The 22,463-nt window shown below is 76.1% G+C and carries 19 protein-coding genes and 1 pseudogene; 6 read left to right on the top strand and 14 right to left on the bottom strand.

The window, feature by feature from the left end; translation table 11 throughout:
- Positions 1–5: 5 nt before the first annotated feature.
- Positions 6–323 carry a hypothetical protein gene (locus MUK52_RS11920; RefSeq protein ID WP_114053820.1) on the bottom strand — a complete coding sequence of 106 codons (318 nt, stop codon included), beginning with the start codon at positions 321–323 and terminating at the stop codon, positions 6–8.
- Between the two features lie 99 nt (positions 324–422).
- Here MUK52_RS11920 and MUK52_RS11925 point away from each other — a divergent pair, with 99 nt between their 5' ends.
- Complete coding sequence (locus MUK52_RS11925; RefSeq protein ID WP_284581696.1) at positions 423–1,271, top strand: DMT family protein; 849 nt, start codon at positions 423–425, stop codon at positions 1,269–1,271.
- On the opposite strand, the gene MUK52_RS11930 is transcribed toward MUK52_RS11925, so the two are convergent.
- Together MUK52_RS11930 and pdxR are read right to left on the bottom strand one after the other, a co-directional pair.
- Complete coding sequence (locus MUK52_RS11930; protein WP_284575934.1) at positions 1,256–1,783, bottom strand: MepB family protein; 528 nt, start codon at positions 1,781–1,783, stop codon at positions 1,256–1,258. The genes MUK52_RS11925 and MUK52_RS11930 overlap by 16 nt on opposite strands.
- Positions 1,784–1,858: 75 nt before the next feature.
- Positions 1,859–3,268, bottom strand: coding sequence for a MocR-like pyridoxine biosynthesis transcription factor PdxR (gene pdxR / locus MUK52_RS11935; RefSeq protein ID WP_284575935.1), 1,410 nt, complete (start codon positions 3,266–3,268; stop codon positions 1,859–1,861).
- A 46-nt stretch (positions 3,269–3,314) separates the two neighbouring features.
- Here pdxR and MUK52_RS11940 point away from each other — a divergent pair, with 46 nt between their 5' ends.
- On the top strand, positions 3,315–3,830 hold the full coding sequence (locus tag MUK52_RS11940; protein WP_114053816.1) for a carboxymuconolactone decarboxylase family protein: 516 nt from the start codon (positions 3,315–3,317) through the stop codon (positions 3,828–3,830).
- 82 nt (positions 3,831–3,912) lie between these two features.
- Here the strand turns inward: MUK52_RS11940 and MUK52_RS11945 are convergent.
- The 3 genes and pseudogenes from MUK52_RS11945 to MUK52_RS11955 all read right to left on the bottom strand — a co-directional run.
- Positions 3,913–4,848, bottom strand: a pseudogene (locus tag MUK52_RS11945) (malate dehydrogenase); the annotation flags it as partial.
- Between the two features lie 246 nt (positions 4,849–5,094).
- Complete coding sequence (locus tag MUK52_RS11950; RefSeq protein WP_284575938.1) at positions 5,095–5,535, bottom strand: DUF3017 domain-containing protein; 441 nt, start codon at positions 5,533–5,535, stop codon at positions 5,095–5,097.
- Complete coding sequence (locus MUK52_RS11955) at positions 5,525–6,388, bottom strand: bifunctional methylenetetrahydrofolate dehydrogenase/methenyltetrahydrofolate cyclohydrolase (protein WP_114053813.1); 864 nt, start codon at positions 6,386–6,388, stop codon at positions 5,525–5,527. Before MUK52_RS11955 ends, MUK52_RS11950 begins: the two co-directional genes overlap by 11 nt.
- A gap of 296 nt (positions 6,389–6,684) precedes the next feature.
- Here MUK52_RS11955 and MUK52_RS11960 point away from each other — a divergent pair, with 296 nt between their 5' ends.
- Complete coding sequence (locus tag MUK52_RS11960) at positions 6,685–7,320, top strand: hypothetical protein (protein WP_284575940.1); 636 nt, start codon at positions 6,685–6,687, stop codon at positions 7,318–7,320.
- Between the two features lie 88 nt (positions 7,321–7,408).
- Here MUK52_RS11960 and purH read toward each other — a convergent pair whose 3' ends face one another.
- Positions 7,409–8,986, bottom strand: a complete 1,578-nt coding sequence (gene purH, locus MUK52_RS11965) for a bifunctional phosphoribosylaminoimidazolecarboxamide formyltransferase/IMP cyclohydrolase (protein WP_114053811.1) — start codon at positions 8,984–8,986, stop codon at positions 7,409–7,411.
- Positions 8,983–9,606, bottom strand: a complete 624-nt coding sequence (gene purN, locus MUK52_RS11970; RefSeq protein ID WP_114053810.1) for a phosphoribosylglycinamide formyltransferase — start codon at positions 9,604–9,606, stop codon at positions 8,983–8,985. The genes purH and purN overlap by 4 nt, the downstream gene beginning before the upstream one ends.
- Positions 9,607–9,929: 323 nt before the next feature.
- Between purN and MUK52_RS11975 the strand changes: the two genes are divergently transcribed.
- Entirely contained in the window at positions 9,930–10,568 is a 639-nt protein-coding gene (locus MUK52_RS11975; RefSeq protein WP_284575942.1) for a hypothetical protein, read from the top strand.
- Positions 10,569–10,623: 55 nt separating this feature from the next.
- Here the strand turns inward: MUK52_RS11975 and MUK52_RS11980 are convergent, their stop codons facing one another.
- On the bottom strand, positions 10,624–12,387 hold the full coding sequence (locus tag MUK52_RS11980; protein WP_284575943.1) for a cell division protein PerM: 1,764 nt from the start codon (positions 12,385–12,387) through the stop codon (positions 10,624–10,626).
- Between the two features lie 128 nt (positions 12,388–12,515).
- Here MUK52_RS11980 and MUK52_RS11985 point away from each other — a divergent pair, with 128 nt between their 5' ends.
- Positions 12,516–14,105 (top strand): helix-turn-helix domain-containing protein, encoded by a 1,590-nt coding sequence (locus MUK52_RS11985; protein WP_284575944.1) that lies wholly within the window; start codon positions 12,516–12,518, stop codon positions 14,103–14,105.
- Here MUK52_RS11985 and sucD read toward each other — a convergent pair.
- The 5 genes from sucD to MUK52_RS12010 form a co-directional block, all read right to left on the bottom strand.
- Complete coding sequence (gene sucD, locus MUK52_RS11990; protein ID WP_114053806.1) at positions 14,092–14,979, bottom strand: succinate--CoA ligase subunit alpha; 888 nt, start codon at positions 14,977–14,979, stop codon at positions 14,092–14,094. The genes MUK52_RS11985 and sucD overlap by 14 nt on opposite strands.
- 23 nt (positions 14,980–15,002) lie before the next feature.
- Positions 15,003–16,184: an ADP-forming succinate--CoA ligase subunit beta gene (gene sucC, locus MUK52_RS11995; RefSeq protein ID WP_114053805.1), complete on the bottom strand. Its 1,182-nt coding sequence runs from the start codon at positions 16,182–16,184 to the stop codon at positions 15,003–15,005.
- A 273-nt stretch (positions 16,185–16,457) separates the two neighbouring features.
- Positions 16,458–17,639 carry a VWA domain-containing protein gene (locus MUK52_RS12000; RefSeq protein ID WP_284575945.1) on the bottom strand — a complete coding sequence of 394 codons (1,182 nt, stop codon included), beginning with the start codon at positions 17,637–17,639 and terminating at the stop codon, positions 16,458–16,460.
- A gap of 104 nt (positions 17,640–17,743) precedes the next feature.
- Complete coding sequence (locus MUK52_RS12005; RefSeq protein ID WP_284575946.1) at positions 17,744–20,062, bottom strand: DUF5682 family protein; 2,319 nt, start codon at positions 20,060–20,062, stop codon at positions 17,744–17,746.
- Positions 20,059–21,165, bottom strand: coding sequence for an ATP-binding protein (locus tag MUK52_RS12010; RefSeq protein WP_284575947.1), 1,107 nt, complete (start codon positions 21,163–21,165; stop codon positions 20,059–20,061). Before MUK52_RS12010 ends, MUK52_RS12005 begins: the two co-directional genes overlap by 4 nt.
- Positions 21,166–21,299: 134 nt before the next feature.
- On the opposite strand from MUK52_RS12010, the gene MUK52_RS12015 reads away from it, so the two are divergent.
- A complete protein-coding gene (locus MUK52_RS12015; protein WP_284575948.1) occupies positions 21,300–22,424 on the top strand; it encodes an SWIM zinc finger family protein in 1,125 nt (374 codons plus the stop codon).
- Positions 22,425–22,463 lie beyond the last annotated feature (39 nt).

Raw genomic sequence — 22,463 nt, forward strand, 5'->3', positions numbered from 1 at the left:
GGGGCTCAGCCGCCGCTGGAGGAGGAGTGGCCGCCGATGCCGCCGCGGGTGACGGCGGACTTGTCGAAGCTGCCGCCGCTGACCTTGTTGCCGGAGACGCTGCCGCCGTAGTAGTACGCGGCGTGGCCGCCCCTTCCGCTGCTTCCGCTCTTGCACTCGCGGTTGTTGAGCTTCTCCAGGGTGACGCGGTCGACACAGCGCTTGTCCGGCTCCTTGCTGCTGCCGCAGGCGACGAGTGCCGCGGCGAGCAGGCCCATGCCGCCGATGGCGACGCCGCCGGAGCGCATACGGCGTCGGGTGCTGGTGCTGCTGCTGCTGTCCATGGCCGACAGACTAGAACGCGGTGTCGAGGGGATGGAATCCGGCCGTGGAAACCTGCGCGGCCCCTCCATGATCTAGAGTCGCTTTTCGTGCTGCTTGGGATGGTTTGCGCGCTGGGTGCGGCGGTCTGCTACGGAACGGCATCCGTTCTGCAGGCGGTCGCGGCGCGGGCGGCGGAGCCCGGGACCGGCTCCGGGGTCGACGCGGCGCTGCTGTGGCGGGCGGTGCGGCAGTGGCGATATCTCGCCGGTCTGTGCCTGGACGGAGCCGGCTTCGTCCTCCAGGTGGCGGCGCTGCGGCACGTCCCGATCTACGCGGTGGGCGCGGCCCTCGCGGCGAGCCTGGCCGTGACCGCGGTGGCCGCGGCGCGGCTGCTGCGGGTGCGCCTGAGCCGCGCCGAGTGGACGGCCGTGGCCGCGGTGTGCGCGGGGCTGGCGATGCTCGGTCTGGCCTCGGGCCCGGAGGGGTCGGGTACGGGGCCGGCCTGGCTGGGGTGGGCGCTGCTCGCGGCCGTGGGCGCGGTGCTGGTGGTCGGCGCGGGGTGCGGGAGGCTGCCGGACCGGGCGCGCTCGCCTGCCCTGGGGCTGGCGTCGGGGACCGGGTTCGGGGTGGTCGAGGTGTCGGTGCGGCTCGTCGACGGCTTCTCGGCGGCCGACCTGCGCAACCCCGCCCTGTACGCGCTGCTGTCGGGCGGCGGCGCGGCCTTCCTGCTGCTGACGTCGGCGCTCGCCCGCGGGTCGGTCACCGCCGCCACGGCGGGCATGGTGCTCGGGGAGACGGTCGGCCCGGCCGCGGCCGGCGTGGTGTGGCTCGGCGACCGCGCCCGCGAGGGCCTGGCCTGGCTGGGCGTTCTGGGCTTCGCCGTCGCCGTGGCCGGGGCGCTCGCCCTGGCCCGCTTCGGCGAACTCCCCGCCGCGCAGGACGCCTCCCGCCCTCAGCCGGCCCCGTAGAGGGCGCGGGCGCGGGCCGCATCGCAGCGGCCGTCGGGCCCGAGGGCGAGGAAATGCTGCGTCTGCCACGCCTGGGTGGCGCAGGCCTGACGGCTCGTCGTCTGCGCCCACGGCGGATAGACCCGGAAGCCCCGCTTCCCGCCGGAGCCGCCGCGGGAGACGACGCCCCGATCGCACAGCACCCCGGTCGGGAAGACGAACTGCCCGCGGCCGCCCGCGTCGCGGACGGCGACGACGAAGAGGTCCACCCCGTCGGCGGTGTCGAAGGGCCGGATCGGCCCCTCCCCCGACCGCTGCCACACCGTCACGAACAGGCCCGCCTTCCGCGGGGTGGTCCTGGCCGCCCGGAACCGGACCGCGCGGCCGTCGAGCGTGAACGCGCAGGCCGCGTACTCCGCGCTCTCCGGCTCGGGCACGGGCGGGGTGCAGGCGAAGCCGCCCGGGTCGTACACGGCAGTCTTCGCCGCCGTCAGCTCTTCGTGGAATCCCGTCCACGCCGGGTCAGCAGCCATCCCCCCATCCTGCCACCGCCCTCGGACATGCGGCTCCGGCCGGCCGTCCCGCCATCGTGCCGCCGCCCTCCGAGGTCACGGCAGGGACGCCGCCAGCGCCGCGAGCGACGGCGACCAGGCACTCGGCGGCGGGGTTCCGTAGCCGACGACCAGGGCCTCGCGCGGCGGCAGCCCGGCGTCCGGGTGGGCATGCCGGGAGAGGGGCTCCAGCGCCAGGTCGTGCCAGGCCGCCGCCCGCAGCACGCCCTCCTGGCTGCCCTCCGGGAGGTCCAGGACCGCGTGCAGGCCGGCCGCGATCCCGGAGACGGCGACCCGCCCCGCCACCGCGGCCACGAGCTCGTCGCGGCGGCGCCGGTAGCGCTGCCGCATGCCGCGCACGTGCCGGTCGTACGCGCCGGAGCGGATGAACTCGGCGAGGGTGAGCTGGTCCAGGACGCCCGACGCCAACTCCGCGGGCCCCTTCGCGGCGAGCACCTCGTCCAGCACCCCCGCCGGCACCACCATCCAGCCCATCCGCAGCCCCGGCGCCAGGGACTTGCTCGCCGTGCCGAGGTAGACCACCCGGTCCGGGTCGAGGCCCTGGAGGGCGCCGACGGGCTGGCGGTCGTAGCGGAACTCCCCGTCGTAGTCGTCCTCCACGACCAGCCCGCCGGTGGTCCGCGCCCAGTCGACGGCGGCGGCCCGCCGGCCCGGCGTCAGCGCGACCCCCGTCGGGAACTGGTGGGCGGGGGTCAGCAGCACCGCCCCTGCGGCGAGGCCCGGCAGCCGGGTCGTGCACGCCCCGGCGGCGTCCACCGGGAGCGGCACCGTCCGCAGCCCCCGCCGCTCCAGCAGCCCCCGGTGCACGGCCAGGCCGTACCCCTCCACGGCGACCTCGCGGACGCGGCGGGCCCGCAGCACCTTCGCCAGCAGGGCCAGGCCGTGCGTGAAGCCCGCGCACAGCACGATCCGCCCCGGGTCCGCGTACACCCCCCGCGCCCGCGCCAGGTAGCCCGCGAGGGCCTCCCGGAGCTCGGTGCGGCCCCGCGGGTCGGCCGCGTACCCGAAGGCCTCGTTCGGCGCGGCGGCCAACGCCCGGCGGGCCGCCGCCAGCCAGGCGGCGCGCGGGAAGCCGCCCAGGTCGGGGCTGCCCGCCGTCAGGTCGTACGCGGGCCCCCGCCGCACCGGCGGCCGGGGCGGCGCGGCGGCCCCGGCTCCCGGACCCGGCCGCCGCGGCCGGGCGCGCTCCGCGACGCGGGTACCCGAGCCCTGGCGGGCCGTCAGCCACCCCTCGGCGACGAGTTCGGCGTACGCCTCGGCGACGGTGTTGCGGGCGACGCCGAGGTCCGCGGCGAGCGAGCGGGAGGACGGCAGCCGGGTGCCCGGCGCGAGGCGGCCGCTGCGCGCGGCCTCCCGCAGCGCCTCGGCAAGGCCGGCCCGCAGACCTCGCCCGGCGGAGAGCTCCAGGTGCAGGTCGGCTCCGGAAGTGGCCCGTGATTCCGTCATGGAGATGGACCATATCCGCGGTCCGCCTGCTCCGTAGGGTGAGGCCATGACCACCGACGAGACGCAGCCCCCGGCCCCTTCCGACCTGTGCGCCGAGCACACCCCCCGCATGAACATGGCCCGCCACGTGCCCGAGATCTACAAGGCCGTCGTCGCCCTGGAGACGGCCACCCGCAAGGGCATGGACCCGGTCCTCCTCGAACTCGTCAAGATCCGCGCCTCGCAGCTCAACCACTGCGCGTTCTGCCTCGACATGCACACCAAGGACGCCCTGGCCGCGGGCGAGAGCGTGCAGCGCATCGTCCAGCTGAGCGCCTGGGAGGAGTCGCGGCACTTCTACACCGAGCGGGAGATCGCCGCGATCGAACTGACCGAGGCCGTCACGGTCCTGACGGACGGCTTCGTCCCGGACGAGGTGTACGAGCGGGCCGCGAAGCACTTCGGGGAGCAGGAGCTGGCCCAGCTCATCGCCGTCATCGCGACGATCAACGTCTGGAACCGCTTCGCCGTCACGACGCGGATGGTGCCGGGCGGCTACACGCCGGGCGGCCCGCGCGGCTGACAGGGCGCGGGAGAACGGCGAAGGGGGCCCCGGGCGCTGCCGCGCCGGGGCCCCCTTCGCCGTGTCGCGTCGATGCGCTCGCGGACGCGTCGATGCGCGCACGGGAGAACTCGTTGACGTCGAGGCCCTGGACGATCTCGTACTTGCCGTCCTTGCAGGTGACGGGGAAGGAGGAGATCAGGCCGGCCGGGACGCCGTAGGAGCCGTCCGACGGGATGCCCATGGAGGTCCAGTCGCCCTCGGCGGTGCCGTTGACCCAGGTGTGGACGTGGTCGATGGCGGCGTTGGCGGCGGAGGCGGCCGAGGACGCGCCGCGGGCCTCGATGATGGCCGCGCCGCGCTTGGCGACGGTCGGGATGAACTCGTCGGCCAGCCATGCCTGGTCGCCGATGACCTCGGCAGCGTTCTTGCCGGCGATCTCCGCGTGGAAGACGTCCGGGTACTGGGTGGCGGAGTGGTTGCCCCAGATGGTCAGGCGCTTGATGTCGGTGACGTCGGCGCCGGTCTTCTTCGCCAGCTGCGAGATCGCGCGGTTGTGGTCCAGGCGGGTCATCGCGGTGAAGCGCTCGGCCGGTACGTCCGGGGCGGCGGCCTGGGCGATCAGGGCGTTGGTGTTGGCCGGGTTGCCGACGACGAGGACCTTGATGTCGTCCGCGGCGTGGTCGTTGATGGCCTTGCCCTGCGGCTTGAAGATGCCGCCGTTCGCCGACAGCAGGTCGCCGCGCTCCATGCCCTTGGTGCGGGGGCGGGCGCCGACCAGCAGCGCCACGTTGGCGCCGTCGAAGGCCTGGTTCGGGTCGTCGAAGATGTCGATGCCCTTGAGGAGCGGGAAGGCGCAGTCGTCGAGCTCCATGGCGGTGCCCTCGGCGGCCTTCAGGCCCTGAGGGATCTCCAGGAGGCGGAGCCTGACCGGCACGTCCGCGCCGAGCAGGTGACCGGAGGCGATGCGGAAGAGCAGCGCGTAGCCGATCTGGCCGGCGGCGCCGGTGACGGTGACATTCACAGGAGTGCGGGTCATGGCCTTCTCCGTTAGACAGCTGGCGGTGGGGCGTCCCCGCCCCGTGTGCTGGCGGACGCCGCTTCCCTGCGAATCTTGACGTGAAGAGACATCCGGCGTCAGGCTATCCGACTCCTCACGGGCCCAACCCCCCGGTCCGTGTGGTCCGCGGCACACGGACCGGGCGGGTTCGAAGGCCGGCGGGCCGCTGCCGCCGCGGATTCCACCCGCCGGGCTCGCCCGGACGGGTGGATCGGCAGCCGGCCGTCAGCGGACGGTGAAGCGGACCGCGTCCTCCAGGAACGGGATCTCCAGCAGCGGGTCGGGCCCGACGACCAGCGCCAGCAGCGTGATCGCCGCGCCCAGCACCCCGTACGTGATCATGTCGGTGAACCGGGAGCGGACGGCGAGCATGCCGACGTCGGGCAGGGCGCGCCGCAGCACGGCGGCCGCGAGCAGGGCCACCCCCATCACGAGGCAGCCCGCGCGCACGGCCCCCAGCGCGGTGCTCAGCAGGCCGATCGCGGTCGCGGCGAGGACGCTGAGCATCGGCCACTGGCGGGAGGTGAGCGCGGTCCCGGGTCCGGCCCGGCCGGCGCCCTCGGGGCGGGCCGTGTCCCGGGTGAGGGACGGGAAGCGGCGCGACTTCGCCGCCGCCGCGGCGGCGCCCTGCCCGGCGCCCTGCCCGGCCCCCTGCTCAGCCTGCACTGGCGGCCTGCCGTTCCGCTGCCTCGACGACGTTGACGAGGAGCTCCGCGCGGGTCATCGGGCCGACGCCGCCTGGGTTCGGGGAGATCCAGCCGGCGACCTCGGCGACGCCGGGGTGCACGTCGCCGACGATCCTGCCGTCCTCGTCGCGGGAGACGCCGACGTCGAGGACGGCCGCGCCGGGCTTGACGTCCTCCGGCTTGACCAGGTGCGCGACGCCCGCGGCGGCCACGACGATGTCGGCCTGCCGCAGCAGCGACGCCAGGTCGCGGGTGCCGGTGTGGCAGAGCGTCACCGTGGCGTTCTCCGACCTGCGGGTCAGGAGCAGTCCGATGGAGCGGCCGACGGTGATGCCGCGGCCGACGACGACCACGTGCGCGCCGTTGATCTCCACGCCGTGGCGGCGCAGCAGCTCCACGATGCCGTTCGGGGTGCAGGGCAGCGGGCCGGGCTCGTTCAGGACGAGGCGGCCGAGCGAGGCCGGGTGGAGGCCGTCGGCGTCCTTGTCCGGGTCCATCAGCGTCAGCACGCGGTTGGTGTCGATGCCCTTGGGCAGCGGCAGTTGGACGATGTAGCCGGTGCAGGCCGGGTCCTCGTTCAGCTCCCGGACGACCGCCTCGATCTCCTCCTGCGTCGCCGTGGCGGGCAGTTCGCGGCGGATCGACTCGATGCCGACCTCGGCGCAGTCCTTGTGCTTTCCGTTGACGTACCAGCGGCTGCCCGGGTCGTCCCCGACCAGCAGGGTGCCGAGCCCGGGGGTGATGCCTTGGGCCTTGAGCCTCTCCACACGGGCGGTCAGCTCGGACTTGATCGCGGCTGCGGTGGCCTTGCCGTCGAGAATCTGGGCGGTCATGCGTCCATCCTCCCGGATCCGGGGCCCCGGGTTCCAGTCGTGCCGTCCGGCGCGGCCCGCGCGGCGGCGGGCGCGGGCCGGGCCGGGCCGGGCGCATGTCACGGCCCTGCACCGTTCGTTGCACGTGCACGACAGGTGGCGCGGCCGCCGCCCCGACCGCTGGACAAGTCCGGGCCGCTCCGCCGACGATGGCGGGACAAGATTGCCGCGGGCAGTGCCGGGGGGCGGACCGCAGACCGGAACGGCCTCCGATGCGTGCCGTGCGTCCCCGCACTTCCACGGAGGAACACCGCAAGATGAGCTTCGGAGACCCGAACAACCCGTACGGGCAGCAGCCGCAGGGCCAGCCCGGCTACGGCTACCCGCAGCAGGGGCAGCAGGGCGGCTACGGCTACCCGCAGCAGGGACAGCAGGCGTACCCCGCGTACCCGGCCGGCGGCTTCCCGGCTCCCGGCGGACAGGTGCCCATGCCGGGCGGGGTGAAGGCGGCCCGCGTCATCCTCTACATCCTCGGCATCCTGCAGGCCCTGATGGGCGTGCTGATGCTGCTGGGCGGGGCGTTCTTCGCCTCGGTGTTCGCCGATTCCTCCAGCTCCACGGCGAGTGACGCGGGGGCGGTCGCGGGCGGCGTCTTCGCCGTCGTCGGGATCGTCTTCATCGCCTTCGCGCTGTGGCCGGTCCTGACCGCCGCCAAGATGGCCAAGGGCCGCGGCGGCGTCCGCGGCTCCGGCATCGCCTTCGGTGCGGTGCAGACGCTCTTCGCCGGGTTCAGCGTGCTGAGCAACGTGGTCGCCCTCGGCAGCTCCGACGGAGCCCCCGCCATCGCCCTCTCGATGGTCCTCTCGGTGATCTCGCTGGCGCTGGGGATCTGGATCATCGTCGGCCTCGCCAACGCGGCTGCCAGCGCCTACTTCGGCCGTCCGCAGTACTGAGGCCCGGCGGGGGCGCCGCCCCCGCGGACGGCGAAGGCCGCGTCCCGCCGTCGGTGCGGGGCGCGGCCTTCGCCGTGTGCGGAGCTGCTCAGTGGAAGAAGTGCCGGGTGCCGGTGAAGTACATGGTCACCCCGGCGGCCTTCGCGGCCTCGACGACCTGCTCGTCGCGGACGGAGCCGCCCGGCTGCACGACGGCCTTGACGCCCGCGGCGGTCAGGATCTCCAGCCCGTCCGGGAAGGGGAAGAACGCGTCGGACGCGGCGTACGAGCCCTGCGCGCGCTCGGCGCCGGCCCGCTCGACGGCGAGGCGGGCGGAGTCGACGCGGTTGACCTGGCCCATGCCGACGCCGACCGAGGCGCCGTCCTTGGCGAGCAGGATCGCGTTGGACTTCACGGCCCGGCAGGCCTTCCACGCGAACGCGAGCTCGGCGAGCTCGGCGGGGGCGAGGGCCTCGCCGGTGGCCAGGGTCCAGTTCGCCGGGTCGTCGCCCTCGGCCTGGAAGACGTCGCTCTGCTGGAGGACCGCGCCGCCCGAGATCGGCTTGAGGTCGCCCGGCTGGTGCGGGCTGCCCTCGACGCGCAGCACGCGGATGTTCTTCTTCTTCGCCAGGACCTCGACCGCTCCGTCCTCGTAGGCGGGGGCGGCGACGACCTCGGTGAAGATCTCCGCGATCTGCTCGGCGAGCGCGACGGTCACCGGGCGGTTGACGGCGATGACGCCGCCGAAGGCCGACAGCGGGTCGCAGGCGTGCGCCTTGCGGTGCGCCTCGGCGATGTCGGCGCCGATCGCGATGCCGCACGGGTTGGCGTGCTTGATGATCGCGACGCACGGCTCTTCGTGGTCGTAGGCGGCGCGGCGGGCGGCCTCGGTGTCCACGTAGTTGTTGAAGGACATCTCCTTGCCGTGCAGCTGCTCGGCGTTGGCGAGCCCGCCCGGCTGCCCGTCGGTGTACAGGGCGGCGGCCTGGTGCGGGTTCTCGCCGTAGCGCAGGACGGCCTTGCGGTCCCAGGCGCCGGCCAGGAACTCGGGCAGCACGGCCTCCGGCTCGGGGGCGTACGCGTTCGTGAACCAGGAGGCGACGGCGACGTCGTAGGCGGCCGTGTGCTGGAAGGCCTCGGCGGCCAGGCGCTTGCGGGCGGCCAGGTCGAAGCCGCCGCCGCGGACCGCGGCGAGGACGTCGCCGTACCGCCCGGGGCTGGTGACGACGGCGACCGAGGGGTGGTTCTTCGCGGCCGCGCGGACCATGGACGGGCCGCCGATGTCGATCTGCTCGACGCACTCGTCGGGGGTGGCGCCGGAGGCGACGGTCTCCCGGAACGGGTAGAGGTTCACGACGACCAGGTCGAACGGCTCGACGCCCAGCTCGGCGAGCTGGCTGCGGTGGTCCTCCAGGCGCAGGTCGGCGAGGATGCCGGCGTGCACGCGCGGGTGCAGGGTCTTGACGCGCCCGTCCAGGCACTCGGGGAAGCCGGTCAGCTCCTCCACCTTGGTGACGGGGACGCCGGCGGCGGCGATGCGGGAGGCGGTCGAGCCGGTCGAGACGAGCGCGACGCCCGCCTCGTGCAGGCCGCGGGCCAGCTCCTCCAGTCCCGTCTTGTCGTAGACGCTGACGAGCGCGCGCCGGATCGGTCGCTGCGACGTCGTGGTGCTCTCTGCGGCGGTCACTGGATCGTTACCTTTCGTCCCTCGATGCGGTAGCCGTGCCGGGCCAGGCGCCCCACGACGTCGACGAGCAGCCGGCGCTCGACTTCCTTGATGCGCTCGTGCAGAGCGGCTTCGTCGTCCCCGTCCCTGACCTCGACGACACCCTGGGCGATGATCGGTCCGGTGTCCACGCCGGCGTCCACGAAGTGGACGGTGCAGCCGGTGACCTTCGCCCCGTACGCGAGCGCGTCCCGTACGCCGTGGGTGCCGGGGAACGCGGGCAGCAGGGCGGGGTGGGTGTTGACGAAGCGGCCGCCGAAACGGCCGAGGAACGCCTTGCCCACGATCTTCATGAACCCGGCGGAGACGACGAGGTCGGGAGCGTGGGCCGCAGTGGCCTCAGTGAGGGCGGCATCCCACTCCTCCCGGCTCGCGTAGTCCCCGACCGGGCAGACGAAGGTCGGGATGCCCGCCTTCTCGGCCCGCTCCAGGCCGGCGATGCCGGTGCGGTCGGCCCCCACGGCGACGACTTCGGCACCGAAGCCCTCGGCGCCGCCGGGGTGGGAATCGATGGCGTCGAGCAGGGCCTGGAGGTTGGTGCCGGATCCGGAGACCAGGACGACCAGGCGGGAGGCGGCCATGACAGGCCCTTTCTCGCGTGGGTGCCGCCCGGGGCGACCCGGGGGCGCGGCGTTCGTCTTGTGCGGTCGTACGAAACTTCGACACCCCGGGATACGGGGGACCCTACGAAGCCGCCGACCGCCTGCAACGATACCGGCACACCGGACGGCCCACGGGGGACGGGGGGACGGCCGACGGGTAGCGTCTGGCATACAGGCCGCGAACGGCGTGGTGAGAGGGGGCCGCGCAGCACTTCGACGCACGCCGCCCGCGACGCATTCCGACGCCGGCGCCCCGCACGGGCGCGCCCGGCGTCCACGACACAGGGGAAGTAACGCACTCGATGCCGGACCGCCGCCAGCCCGACTCCTCCACCGACGACAACCCCTTCGCGGCTCCCCCGGAGGGCCGGCCCGACCAGCCGTGGCGGCCGCGCCCCGGCGGTGGCGGCGGCCGCCCCGGCCAGGACCCCTCCCCCGGCGGGCCGACGGGACCGGGCGGGCCGTCCGGGCCGGCGCGCTGGGACCCGACCGACCCCGTGCAGCGGCGGGCCCGCTATGCGCTGCTCGCCGGCATGTGGGGGTTCTTCTTCGGGATCTTCGGGATCCCGTCGGTGGGTCTGCTGCTCGGCGCGCTCGCCGTGTACTGGGGCGTCAGCGGCCTGCGGGGCAAGCCGGCGGCGGCGCCCGGGGCCGCCGCGGACGCCTCCGGGGCGGGCGCCCGCCCGGCCGGCGGCGCGAGCACCGGGGGCGGCCTCGCCGCACTCGGCCCGGCGGCCGGCCCGCAGCGGGCGGCCGCGGTCGGCGGCATCGTCACGGCGGCGCTGGCGATCGTCCTGGCCCTGGGCTCGTACGGCGTGCAGATCGCCTACAAGGACTTCTACGTCTGCCGCGACGACGCCCTGACGAAGGCGGCGGAGCTCAAGTGCAACGACCTCCTGCCGGACAACGCGCTGGGCAAGGTCCTGAAGGTCCGCCAGTAGCCGGCAGGCCGGCGCTGCGGCCGCCCCCGCGGTACGGGAGCGGCCGCAGCCGGCGTCAGCCGGCCGGGCGGCGCCTGGCCAGGACGCGGGCCCCCGCGACGGGCGGGGCGAGCGGGCGCGCCGCCGGGACGGGGACGGCGCCCGGGCCCGATACGGCCCCGGCGCCCGCCGGGTCCGGGTCCGGGGCCGGGGCCTCGGCGGGGTGCTGCGGGAAAGGCCCGGGCGGGAGGCCTGCGGCCGGTGCGGACGCCGCCGCCGCGGCGGTCGGAGCACGGTCTTCCCGGGCTGCGCCCTGCGGGGCCGGGCGGGCCGGGGCGGCGGGCAGGCCGATGCCGAGGCCCCTGACCACCGTGAGGCGGCGGGAGCGGCCCCCGGACGGGGTGTCCGCCGACGGGGCGGACGGCTCCGCGGGCGGCGCCGTCGGTTCCGGGCCGAGGTCCGGGACCAGCGTGCCCGCCGTGCGGCGCAGCGCCTCCCAGCGGACCTCCCGCCCCCCGCCGGTGTGCCACTCGTCTCCGGCGGCGAGGGCCTCCTCCTCCGCCTCGGCGGCCTTCCGCACCGGCCGCGTCCGCCACGAGTGCACCGCCACGGCCAGGGGAACGGCCGGCACCAGCGTCCACGCGAAGGCCGCCGCGCCGGTCGCCCACCACACCGGCCCGAACTCCGCCAGCCGCCCCGAGCCGAGCGGCCCGCCCGAGACCGCCGCGAGCCCCGCCATCAACAGCCCGCACACCAGCGCCCCCAGAGCCGCCGTCAGCGCGGTCTCCGCGCGCCGCACCTCCCGCGCCCTGCGCACCGCGAACCACCCCACCACCAGCCCGGCGACCACCGGGAGGACCGCCGTCGCGCAGGTCAGCGCCGTCCCGGGCCCCTCCGGCGGGAGCGCCGCCAGCAGCGGGAACCTGGGCAGGGCGGGCGCCCCCTCGAAGCCGAGCGGGGTGGCGGAGGCACCGCCGCCGAGGGCGAAGCCGGGCCCGAGGGCGTACGCCGCGCCCCACACCATCGCGTTCGGCAGCAGCGCGAGCGCGAGCAGCAGGACCGCGAAGCGGCCCGACCACACGCCGGTCAGCGCGAGGAAGGCTTCTTCCACCTCCTTGCCGTGCCAGGCCAGCGAGAGGCCGACGAGCAGCGCCCCGCCGCCGGCCAGGGAGAGCGCCCCGGCCGTCCCGGCCCGGACCGCGACGGCGTACCGGGGCCGTACGACCGCCCGGCGCAGCGCCTCGGGAACCCAGCGCGGGAGCGGGCCGAGCGGGCGGCCCTTCGCCGCCCACACCCCGGCGGCCGCGGCGAGCACCGCCACGAGGGGGACGTGCCAGGCGGCGCTGAGGGGGTCGGCGGGCATGGGGCCGCCGGCCGCGTACACGGTGGCGAGGCAGCCCACGCCCAGGTAGCCGCAGAGCACGGCGGAGAAGACGACGCTCGCGGGCAGCACCTCGTCCCCGTCGCTGCCGTCGCCGGAGGCGCTGCCGAGGCGTGCGGCGCGGCGCATGAGGAGGGCGGGCAGGGCGATCAGGAGCAGCGGCGTCACCCCGACGGGTGCGGGCACGCCGGAGAGGGTGTCGTAGCGGACGAGTTCGGTGCCGTGGGCGAGCAGCCACAGGCCGGCGGCGAGGTGCAGGGCCCCGCCCGGCCCGCTGTCGGGGTAGGGGGAGCTGATCCACAGGACGATCACGAGGACGGCGAGGAAGCCGAGGCCCAGGCCGGCGGCGACGGCCCCGCCGAACACGCAGGCGGCGGCCTCGGGCGAACGGTTGCGCCGGGGGGCGGCGTGGCGCGGCGCGGTCGGCAACGGCGCGTCGCGGTCGGTCAATTGCGTCACTCCGCCATGGTGCCCTCGACACGCGCTATGAGTGGTTAATAGGCGAATGTCCGTTGTGTCGCTCAATATACGTTTATGTACTTTTTCGTGCAGGTTTGCCGCGGTCGGCAGGGCGCGGGGAGTGAGGCATGACGGAGAGCACCGGGGAGCCCGCCGGGCTTCCCACGCCCGAGGACCGCCGCCGGCTCCGCGAGGCGGCGGACCTGACGTGCGAACAGGTCGCGGAGCGGCTGGGGGTCACCGCGGCCGCCGTCCGCTCCTGGGAGGCGGGCCGCGCGCACCCGCACGGGCACAAGCGGGCCGCGTACGTGCGCCTGTTGGCACACGGATCCGGCAGGTCCGGCGGATCCGGCGCCGGGCCCGTACGGCGCCCCTCCGCGGACGGACCGTCACGGGCGCCCGACGGCGGGCCGGTTGCCGGCCCCGCCGCACCAGGGGACTCCGCGGTCGGACCCCCCGCCCGCGCCCCGCGCCGCCCCGCCGCCCGGCCCGCACCGGCACACCGCCCCGGCCGGACGGGTCCCCCGCCCGTCCGCCCCGGCTCCGAGGCGGCCGCGGAGCCGGCCGCGCCGGCGCAGAGCCCGTACGCCGCCCCGCCCGGCCCCGCCCCGGAGCCCGGCCCGTACGCCGCCCCGGCCGGCCCCGCCCCGGAGCCCGGTCCGTACACCGCCCCGCCCGGCCCGGACCCGTACGCCCCGGCCGGCGCCCCCTCGGCGGGTGCCGCGGGGGACGGGAGCCGCTCGGGCGCGGACGGGCCGGCCGGTCCCCGCCCGGCCCCGGGCGGGGAGGACACCCGGGCGGCCGACCCAGCCGACGAGGTGCCCGAGGCGGCGGACCCGGGGCCGGTCGACGGGCCGCGGGCCGCGTTCGACGCCCTGTACCGGCGTTCCGCCACCGCCCTGGCCCGGCAGGCCTACCTGCTCACCGGGAACCGCGGACTGGCCCTGGAGGCGGTGGAGCGGGCGTTCCAGCAGGCCTGGGCGCGCTGGCCCGAGGTGGCCACCGACCCCGACCCGGTCGGCTGGGTGCGCGCCGCCGCGCACGAGTACGCCCTCTCCCCCTGGCACCGCTTCCGCCGCGCGCACCGGCACCCCGAGCCCCCCGCCGGATCCGTCGACCCGGCCGACCGGGTCCTGATGGACGCGGTGCTGGCGCTGCCGCCGGTCCACCGCCGCACCGTCCTGCTCTACCACGCCGTCGGCCTCGACCTCCCCGACACCGCCGCCGAGACGGAGGCCACCACGCCGACCGCCGGCCACCGCCTGCTGCACGCCCACGACGACCTCGCGGGCCGCATCCCCGCGGTGGCCGCGGCACCGCCGCAGGAGCGGGCGGCCCTGCTGCACGAGCGGCTCGGCGCGCTGCGGCCGCCCGTACGGCTCGTGCCGCGCCCGGCCGCGGTCGTCCGCGGGGCCGCCGAGTACCGCGCCCGGCGCTGGTCCCGCACCGTCGCCGGGGTGACCGCGCTGCTCACCGCGGCCACGGCCTACACCCTGGCGACCGCCCCCACCCGGTACGAGCCCCCGGTCCACCCCGGCACCAGCGTCTCCGGGGTGCCGCCGCTCAGCGGCCCCCAGCGGCTCACCGAGCAGAGCCGGCAGCTCCGGGAGAAGCTGCGGTCCGACCCGGCCGCCCAGCCCGACCGCCTGGAGCCGCGCCCGTACGGTGTCCGCGGCGCCGCCGGGCGGCACCGCGAGGCGGCTGCTAGGCCTTGCTGAGGATCTCGCGCGCCAGCTTGGCGGTCTCGGTCGGCGTCTTGCCGACCTTGACGCCGGCGGCCTCGAGGGCCTCCTTCTTGGCCTGCGCGGTGCCGGAGGAGCCGGAGACGATGGCGCCGGCGTGGCCCATGGTCTTGCCCTCGGGGGCGGTGAAGCCCGCGACGTAGCCGACGACCGGCTTGGTCACGTTCGCCTTGATGAAGTCGGCCGCGCGCTCCTCGGCGTCGCCGCCGATCTCGCCGATCATGACGATCAGCTCGGTCTCCGGGTCGGCCTCGAAGGCCTCCAGGGCGTCGATGTGCGTGGTGCCGATGACCGGGTCGCCGCCGATGCCGACGCAGGAGGTGAAGCCGATGTCGCGCAGCTCGTACATCATCTGGTAGGTCAGCGTGCCGGACTTCGACACGAGACCGATCTTGCCGGGCTTGGTGATGTCGCCCGGGATGATGCCGGCGTTGGACTGGCCGGGGGTGATCAGACCCGGGCAGTTCGGGCCGATGATGCGGGTCTTGTTGCCCTTGGCGCTCGCGTACGCCCAGAAGGCGGCGGAGTCGTGCACCGCGATGCCCTCGGTGATGACGACGGCCAGCGGGATCTCGGCGTCGATCGCCTCGACGACGGCGGCCTTGGCGAAGGCCGGCGGGACGAAGAGGACGGAGACGTTCGCGCCCGTCTTCTCCATCGCCTCGGCGACCGAGCCGAAGACCGGGACCTCGGTGCCGTCGAAGTCGACGGTGGTGCCGGCCTTGCGCGGGTTCACACCGCCGACGATGTTCGTGCCGTCGGCGAGCATCAGCTTGGTGTGCTTCATGCCCGTGGCACCGGTCATGCCCTGGACGATGACCTTGCTGTCCTTGTTGAGGAAGATAGCCATGGTGAGTCTGTGACCTCGTCCCTTTACTTCGCAGCCGCAGCGAGCTCGGCGGCCTTGTCGGCCGCGCCGTCCATGGTGTCCACGCGCTGGACCAGCGGGTGGTTGGCGTCCGAGAGGATCTTGCGACCGAGCTCGGCGTTGTTGCCGTCGAGGCGGACGACGAGCGGCTTGGTGACCTCTTCGCCCTTGTCCTTGAGCAGCTGGAGGGCCTGGACGATGCCGTTGGCGACCTCGTCGCAGGCGGTGATGCCGCCGAAGACGTTGACGAAGACGGACTTGACGTCCGGGTCGCCGAGGATGATCTCGAGACCGTTGGCCATGACCGCGGCGGAGGCGCCGCCGCCGATGTCCAGGAAGTTGGCGGGCTTGACGCCGCCGTGGTTTTCACCGGCGTACGCGACGACGTCGAGGGTGCTCATGACGAGGCCCGCGCCGTTGCCGATGATGCCGACCTCGCCGTCGAGCTTGACGTAGTTGAGGCCCTTCTCCTTGGCCGCGGCCTCCAGCGGGTTGGCGGCGGCCTTGTCGACGAGCTCCTCGTGGGACGGCTGGCGGAACTCCGCGTTCTCGTCGAGGGAGACCTTGCCGTCGAGGGCGATGACCTCGCCGGACGCGACCTTGGCGAGCGGGTTGACCTCGACGAGGAGCGCGTCCTCGGCGACGAAGGTCTTCCACAGGGTGACCAGGACCTCGGCGACCTTCTCGGCGACCTCGGCCGGGAACTGCGCCAGGGCGACGATCTCGCGGGCCTTCTCGATGGAGACGCCCTCGTTGGCGTTCACCGGGACCTTGGCGAGCTTCTCGGGGGTCGTCGCGGCGACCTCCTCGATGTCCATGCCGCCCGCGACCGAGGCCATGGCCAGGAAGGTGCGGTTGGTGCGGTCGAGCAGGTAGGAGACGTAGTACTCCTCGAGGATCTCGGGAGCGGTCTCCGCGATCATCACCTTGTGGACCGTGTGGCCCTTGATGTCCATGCCCAGGATGTCCGTCGCGCGGGCGACGGCCTCGTCCGGGGTGGCGGCGAGCTTGACGCCGCCGGCCTTGCCGCGGCCGCCGACCTTCACCTGCGCCTTGACGACCGACTTGCCGCCCAGCCGCTCGGTGGCCTCGCGAGCCGCCTCAGGCGTGTCGATGACTTCACCGGCCAGCACCGGTACACCGTGCTTGGCGAAGAGGTCCCTCGCCTGGTACTCGAACAGGTCCACGCGCGTCCGTCCCTTGTCTTCAAAGATTCGCAGTGATTCGCGGTTGTCTGCGTGGGCGTGCCGCGGAGGGCAACGTGACGGCTCTGTCACAAGGGAGGCGCACACGGTGACCGTGGACGCGGCATGTCCGTCTCGCAGGTTATCCCCGGGACACCTGCCGCCCTAAATCGCAGATCACACCGGCGCGGTGATTCCCCTCACAGATCGGCCGACCGGTGAGCTGCGAATTCGTGCGATCTGACCATTTCCCGTACGGCGGATACGGGCTCCCGGTCAGGGCACGGGCAGCGGCCTCCCCTCGATCGCCGCGGCCATCACCTCGGGGAACAGGTCGGGCGTGCAGGCGAACGCGGGCACGCCGAGCGCGGCGAGGGCCGCCGCCTGCTCCCGGTCGTGGGCGGGGGCGCCCTCGTCGGACAGGGCGAGCAGCGCGACGAACGCGGTCCCGGCCGCCCGCATCGCCGCGACCCGCTTGGCCATCTCGCCCCGGATGCCGCCCTCGTGGAGGTCGCTGATCAGGACGACGACGGTGTCGGCGGGCCGGGTGATCCGGGACTGGCAGTAGGCCAGGGCCCGGTTGATGTCGGTGCCGCCGCCGAGCTGCGCGGCGAAGAGGACGTCCACCGGGTCGTCGACCAGGTCCGTCAGGTCGGCGACGGAGGTGTCGAAGGCGACGACGCGGGTGGAGAGCGACCGCATGGAGGCCAGGACGGCGCCGAAGACGGAGGCGTAGACGACCGAGGGGGCCATGGAGCCGGACTGGTCGATGCAGAGGACGACCTCCTTCCGGACGGAGCGCGCCGCCCGGCCGTACCCGACGAGCCGCTCGGGGACCACGGTGCGCTGCTCGGGCAGGTAGTTCCCCAGGTTCGCCCGGACGGTCCGGCCCCAGTCGATGTCGGCGCGGCGCGGGCGGGCGGTGCGGGCCGAGCGGTCGAGGGCGCCGGTGACGGCGGCCCGGGTGCGGGAGGCGAGCCGCTCCTCCAGCTGCCGGACGACGCCGCGGACGACGGCCCGCGCCGTCTCCCGGGTCGTCTCCGGCATCGCCGCGCCCAGCGACAGCAGGGTGCCGACCAGGTGCACGTCCGGTTCGAGGGCCTCCAGCATCTCCGGCTCCAGCAGCAGCGCGGACAGTCCGAGCCGCTCGATGGCGTCGCGCTGCATCACCTGCACGACGGGGGCGGGGAAGTACCGGCGGATGTCGCCCAGCCAGCGGGCCACGGCCGGCGCGGAGCCGCCGAGCCCGGCGGACCGCTCCCCCGCCGCCCGGCGGGAGCCGCCGCTTCCGGCGCTGCCGGCGGGGCTGTCGTAGAGCGCGCCGAGCGCGTCGTCCACGGCCCGGTCCCGGCCGGCCAGTACGCAGCCCGTGCCGTCGGCGCCGGTCCCGCCGAGCACGAGCCGCCACCGCCGCACCCGCTCCGCGTCCGCCGCCGCACCGCCGTCCGTCCGGTTCATCCGCACCGTCCCCCCGTCGTCCCCCGGCCGGCGCACCGCCGTCCCGTCCTGCTCACCCGCACCGTCCCCCCGGCCGCCGCCCGCGGCGCCACTCCTCCCCTTCATCAGCACCGTCCCCCGGCCGTCCTCCGGTCGGCGGCCTCCAGCAGCAGCCGGGCCAGGTCTGCGGCGGCGTCGGCGCGGGCCGCGTCCGGCTCCGCGGCGAAGCCCTCGGGGGCTCCGGCGCCGGCCGCCGCGCGCCGGGCGCCGGGGCCGCGCCGGGCCAGTTCGCCGAGCGTCCGCCGCACGCCCGGCTCGTACGCGCCGAACGTCCTGCGCAGCAGCGGCAGTACGTCGGTGAACGCGTCCGCCGGCACCGCGGCGAGCCAGGAGTCGACGAGGCCGAACAGCCGGTCGTCGTGGACGAGCAGCGTGCCGCCGCCGGCGCCGGCTCCGGCGAAGCCGTCGATCCAGCCGGCCGCGTCCGCGGGGGCGGCCGCCGGCGACAGCGCCAGCCCCATCAGCCGCGCCGCCTCCGGCGCGGGCAGCCGCCCCTCGTCGAGCAGCAGCCGCACCGCCCGCCCCCGTATCGCCCCGGGCACGCCGTCCCGGGCGCCGAGCGCGGCGAGGACCGCCGCCCAGCGCCCCTGGAGCTCCTCGTCGTCCAGCAGGCCGACCGCCCGGTGGACGGCCTCCACGTGCCCGCGCATCCCGGCCGCCGCCTCGGTGTCGAGGCCGGCGGCGCAGGCGGGCGGCAGGGCCACGCAGATCCGCTCGGCCAGTCCGCGCGCCACCGCGCGGAGGGCCGGGGCGGCGGTGCCCCGGACGTCCCCGTACCGCAGGGCCCGGGCCAGCGCGGGCAGGGCCTGCGCCAGCCGGGCCGCGTCGGTGTCGAGGGCCGCCAGGTCGGCGAGGGCCCGCAGCACCCGGGGCAGCGCCTCGGACAGGCCGGCCAGCAGGCACCGCTCCGCCAGCGCGGTCACCTCGGCGAGTTCCCGGGCGGCGGCCGCGTCCGCCGCGGCCTTGGCGCCGGCCGCGGCGAGGACGGTGGTGCCCCAGATCCCGGCCTCGGCCACCCGCACCGCCAGCTCCGGATCCCAGCGCAGCCGCCACGTCTCGCGGAACGTGCCGGTGCCGGGCCGCGAGGCCGCCGGCCGGCCCCAGCCGATGCCGAGCAGCCGCAGCCGGTGCAGCAGCAGCGACCGCGCCGCGTCCGTCGGGCCCCGCAGGTCGAGCTCCAGCTCCCGCTCCTGCGGCTCGGCCTTCAGCCGCAGCGAGCGCTGCTGCCGGACGAGGTCCCGCTGCAGCGGCACCGCGGGCGCGCCGTCGGGGACCCGGCCGAGGACGTCCCCGACGACCAGGCGGTCCTCGACGAGCGCGAGCGGCACCTCGGAGCCGTCGCACATCACCGCCCGGACGGCCTCCAGTGTCTCGGCGAGGCCGGGCGCGGGCCGGCCTCGCACCGCGGCGAGGGTGTCGGCGAGCCGGACCGCCTCGATCACGTGCGCCGGGGAGACCGGCAGGTCCTCCTGCCGGAGCAGCGCGGCCGCCCGGGCCATCCACCGCTCGACCGGCCGGTCGGGGGCGGCGGCCAGGTGGGCGTACCAGCCGGGCGCGGCGACTCCGGCGCCGTAGCCGCCCGCGCGGGCGAGCCGCCGGTGCGTCCAGGGCACCCAGGCCGTCTCCACCCTGGTCCTGGGCAGGCCGGCCAGCAGCCGCCGGTCGGCGGCGGCCGTGGTCGCGGCGCGCAGCGCCGGGACGTGCCAGGCGCCGCACACGACCGCGCAGCCGTCGCCGAACTCGCGGCGGGCGGCCCGGATCCGCTGCCGCATGTGGGCCTCGCGGACCAGGTCGCGGGGGCGGCCGCCGATCGTGCCCGAGGCGTCCTCCGGGCCGGCCCCGCGCACGGCCTCCATGGCGTCGCCGAGCGCCTCGAACACGGCCAGGGGGTCGGCGGTGGCCTCGCCCGGCCCTCCCCGGTGCTCGACGGTGTCCTCCCACCAGCGCTCGGCGTCCTCGTACCCGGCGGCCGCGGCGAGCGCGCCCAGCGGGTCGGGCCGCGCGGTGCCGCCCGCCGGCTCCCCGGCCTCCGAGGCGGCGAGGGTGTGGGCGGCGGGCAGGTCGATGAACCGTACGGGGACGGGCGGCTGCTGCTCCTGCGCCCAGCGGATGGCGGCCCACTCCGGGGAGAACGCGGCCAGCGGCCAGAACACGGCCCGGCCGGGGTCGTCCGCGGCGTGCGAGAGCAGCGCCACGGGCGGCCGCATCCCCGGGTCGGCGGCGAGCGGCAGCAGCGCGTCGCCCTCGGGAGGGCCCTCGACCAGGACGGCCGCCGGCCGGGCGGCCTCCAGGGCGGCCCGGACCGCACGCGCCGACCCGGGGCCGTGGTGGCGGACGCCCAGCAGCAGCGGCCCGCCGCGGGCGGGCGGTGCCGCCGGGCTCATGGCGCCACCTCCCGGCAGGCCCGGTAGAAGTCCTGCCAGCCGTCCCGCTCGCGGACCACGGCCTCCAGGTACTCCTGCCAGACGACCCGGTCGGCGGCCGGGTCCCGGACGACCGCGCCGAGAATCCCGGCGGCCACGTCGGACGGGCGCAGCACGCCGTCGCCGAAGTGCGCGGCGAGCGCCAGGCCGTGGGTGACGACGGAGATGGCCTCGGCGGTGGACAGGGTGCCGCTCGGGGTCTTCACCCTGGTGCGGCCGTCGCCGGTGACACCCTCGCGCAGCTCGCGGAAGACGGTGACGACGCGGCGTATCTCCGCCAGCGCGTCGGGCGCCGGCGGCAGGTCGAGGGTGCGGCCCAGCTGGTCGACGCGCCGGGCGACGATGTCGACCTCGGCGTCGGCGGTGGCGGGCAGCGGCAGCACGACGGTGTTGAAGCGGCGGCGCAGCGCGCTGGAGAGGTCGTTGACCCCGCGGTCGCGGTCGTTGGCGGTGGCGATGAGGTTGAAGCCGCGGACGGCCTGCACCTCCTGGCCCAGCTCCGGTATGGGCAGGGTCTTCTCGGACAGGATGGTGATGAGCGCGTCCTGGACGTCGGCCGGGATGCGGGTCAGCTCCTCGACGCGGACGGTCGCCCCCTCGGCCATGGCCCGCATGACCGGGCTGGGGACGAGGGCTTCGCGGCCGGGGCCGCGGGCGAGGAGTCGGGCGTAGTCCCAGCCGTAGCGGACGGCCTCCTCGGGCGTCCCGGCGGTGCCCTGGACGAGCAGGGTGGAGTCCCCGCTGACGGCGGCCGCGAGGTGCTCGGACACCCAGGTCTTGGCGGTGCCGGGGACGCCGAGCAGGAGCAGCGCGCGGTCGGTGGCGAGGGTGCTGACGGCGACTTCGACGATGCGGCGCGGGCCGACGTACTTCGGGGTGACGGCCGTGCCGTCGGCGAGCGTGCCGCCGAGGAGGTAGGTGGCGACGGCCCACGGGGAGAGCTTCCAGCGGGGCGGGCGGGGCCGGTCGTCGGCGGCGGCCAGGGCTTTCAGTTCGTGTGCGAAGGCGTCCTCGGCGTGCGGTCGCAGCGCCTGGGCGCCGGTGCCGTTCCCCTGCGTGTCCATCGTCCCCCTCCGATGCTCCGCAGCCGTTCCCGACTGCTGCCCCCACGGTGCACCACGCCACTGACAACGAGCCGCCCGCGCACGGTTGTTGCAGGTCAGGTCGATTGTCAGTGCCGGTCCCTACGGTGGTTCCCATGACTGACCAACAGGTCCGCCACACCGTGGAGCAAGGGCCGTCCCGCGCTCGCGGCGCCCCGCCGGAGGCGCCCGAACCGGGACGGGGGGAGGCAGGTCCGCAGACCCTGACCGGAGGTTCCGCTTCCGGTCGGGCGGCGGGGGCGCGGGCCGCACCCGCAGACCCGGAGGCGGCGCGGCGCCGGGCCGAGCGGAGGGCGGCCCGGATCTGCGCCGGCGTCGCCGAGTTGGAGCAGCGCCTGGCCGACCTGGTCCGCGAGGGGCTGGCCGGCCAGGAGCAGGCGGGAGCCGCGTTCTGGGAGGAGGCAGCGGCGCGCATGGTCGACGCCCAGGCGCCCGGACTGGCCGCCCGGGTGAGGGAGTTGGGGGCGATACCCGGTTGCGGGCCCGGCTGGCCCGCCCGGATGCTGGAGGAGGGCGCGCTGCTGCACCTGCTGAACCGGGGATGGCTCGGTCTGGCAGGCCTGCCGCAGCCGCTCGCCGCGACGGTACGGAGCAGGGTGGGGCTCCCGGACACCGGCGCGGAGGGGGAGGCCGTACGGGACCGCTGGCTGGTGCTGGCCCAGTACGACTCGGTGTCGCCGGACGGCCGGCTCACCACCCGCCGGACATGGCTGCGCGGGACGGGGAGCGGGCGCCCGGCCCTGGTACTGGACTTCGGTCCGCCGGGGCGGCCGCCGCGGCTCGCGCTGCCGGTCGGACGGGTGGTGGAGGCGGAGGCCCGCTTCCGCCCCGGAACGGCGGGACTGCGCGCAGACCTCGTGGAGGGGCACGGCGCGGGGGCGCCGTGCGGGCAGGCCCCGGAGGGGGTCGGCACCGGGGCGGCACTCGACGCGTACGGGGCGGCGCTGCGGGAGGACCCGTGGCTGGAGTCCTGGCCGGTCGTGCTGGGCCCCGTGGTCCCGGTACCGGGCGATCGGGGCTGGCAGCTGGCCGACGCCGAAGGCGGCGGCGCCCTGCCGGTCACCTCCGGCGGGGGCCGGCCGCCGGCCGGGCTGTGGCAGCTGGCCGCCCTGTCGGGCGGCGCGCCGGTCACGGTCTTCGGCGAGTGCGGCCACCGCGGCTTCACACCGCTCACGGCCTGGGAGCAGGGCTGCCCGGAGCCGGTCGCCCTGACCGGCTGAGGGGGCCGGTCCGGGGCCGCACCAAGGGGAGGGAGCACG

It is taken from the genome of Streptomyces sp. 2P-4 (assembly GCF_030167965.1).
Lineage (GTDB): Bacteria > Actinomycetota > Actinomycetes > Streptomycetales > Streptomycetaceae > Streptomyces > Streptomyces globosus_A.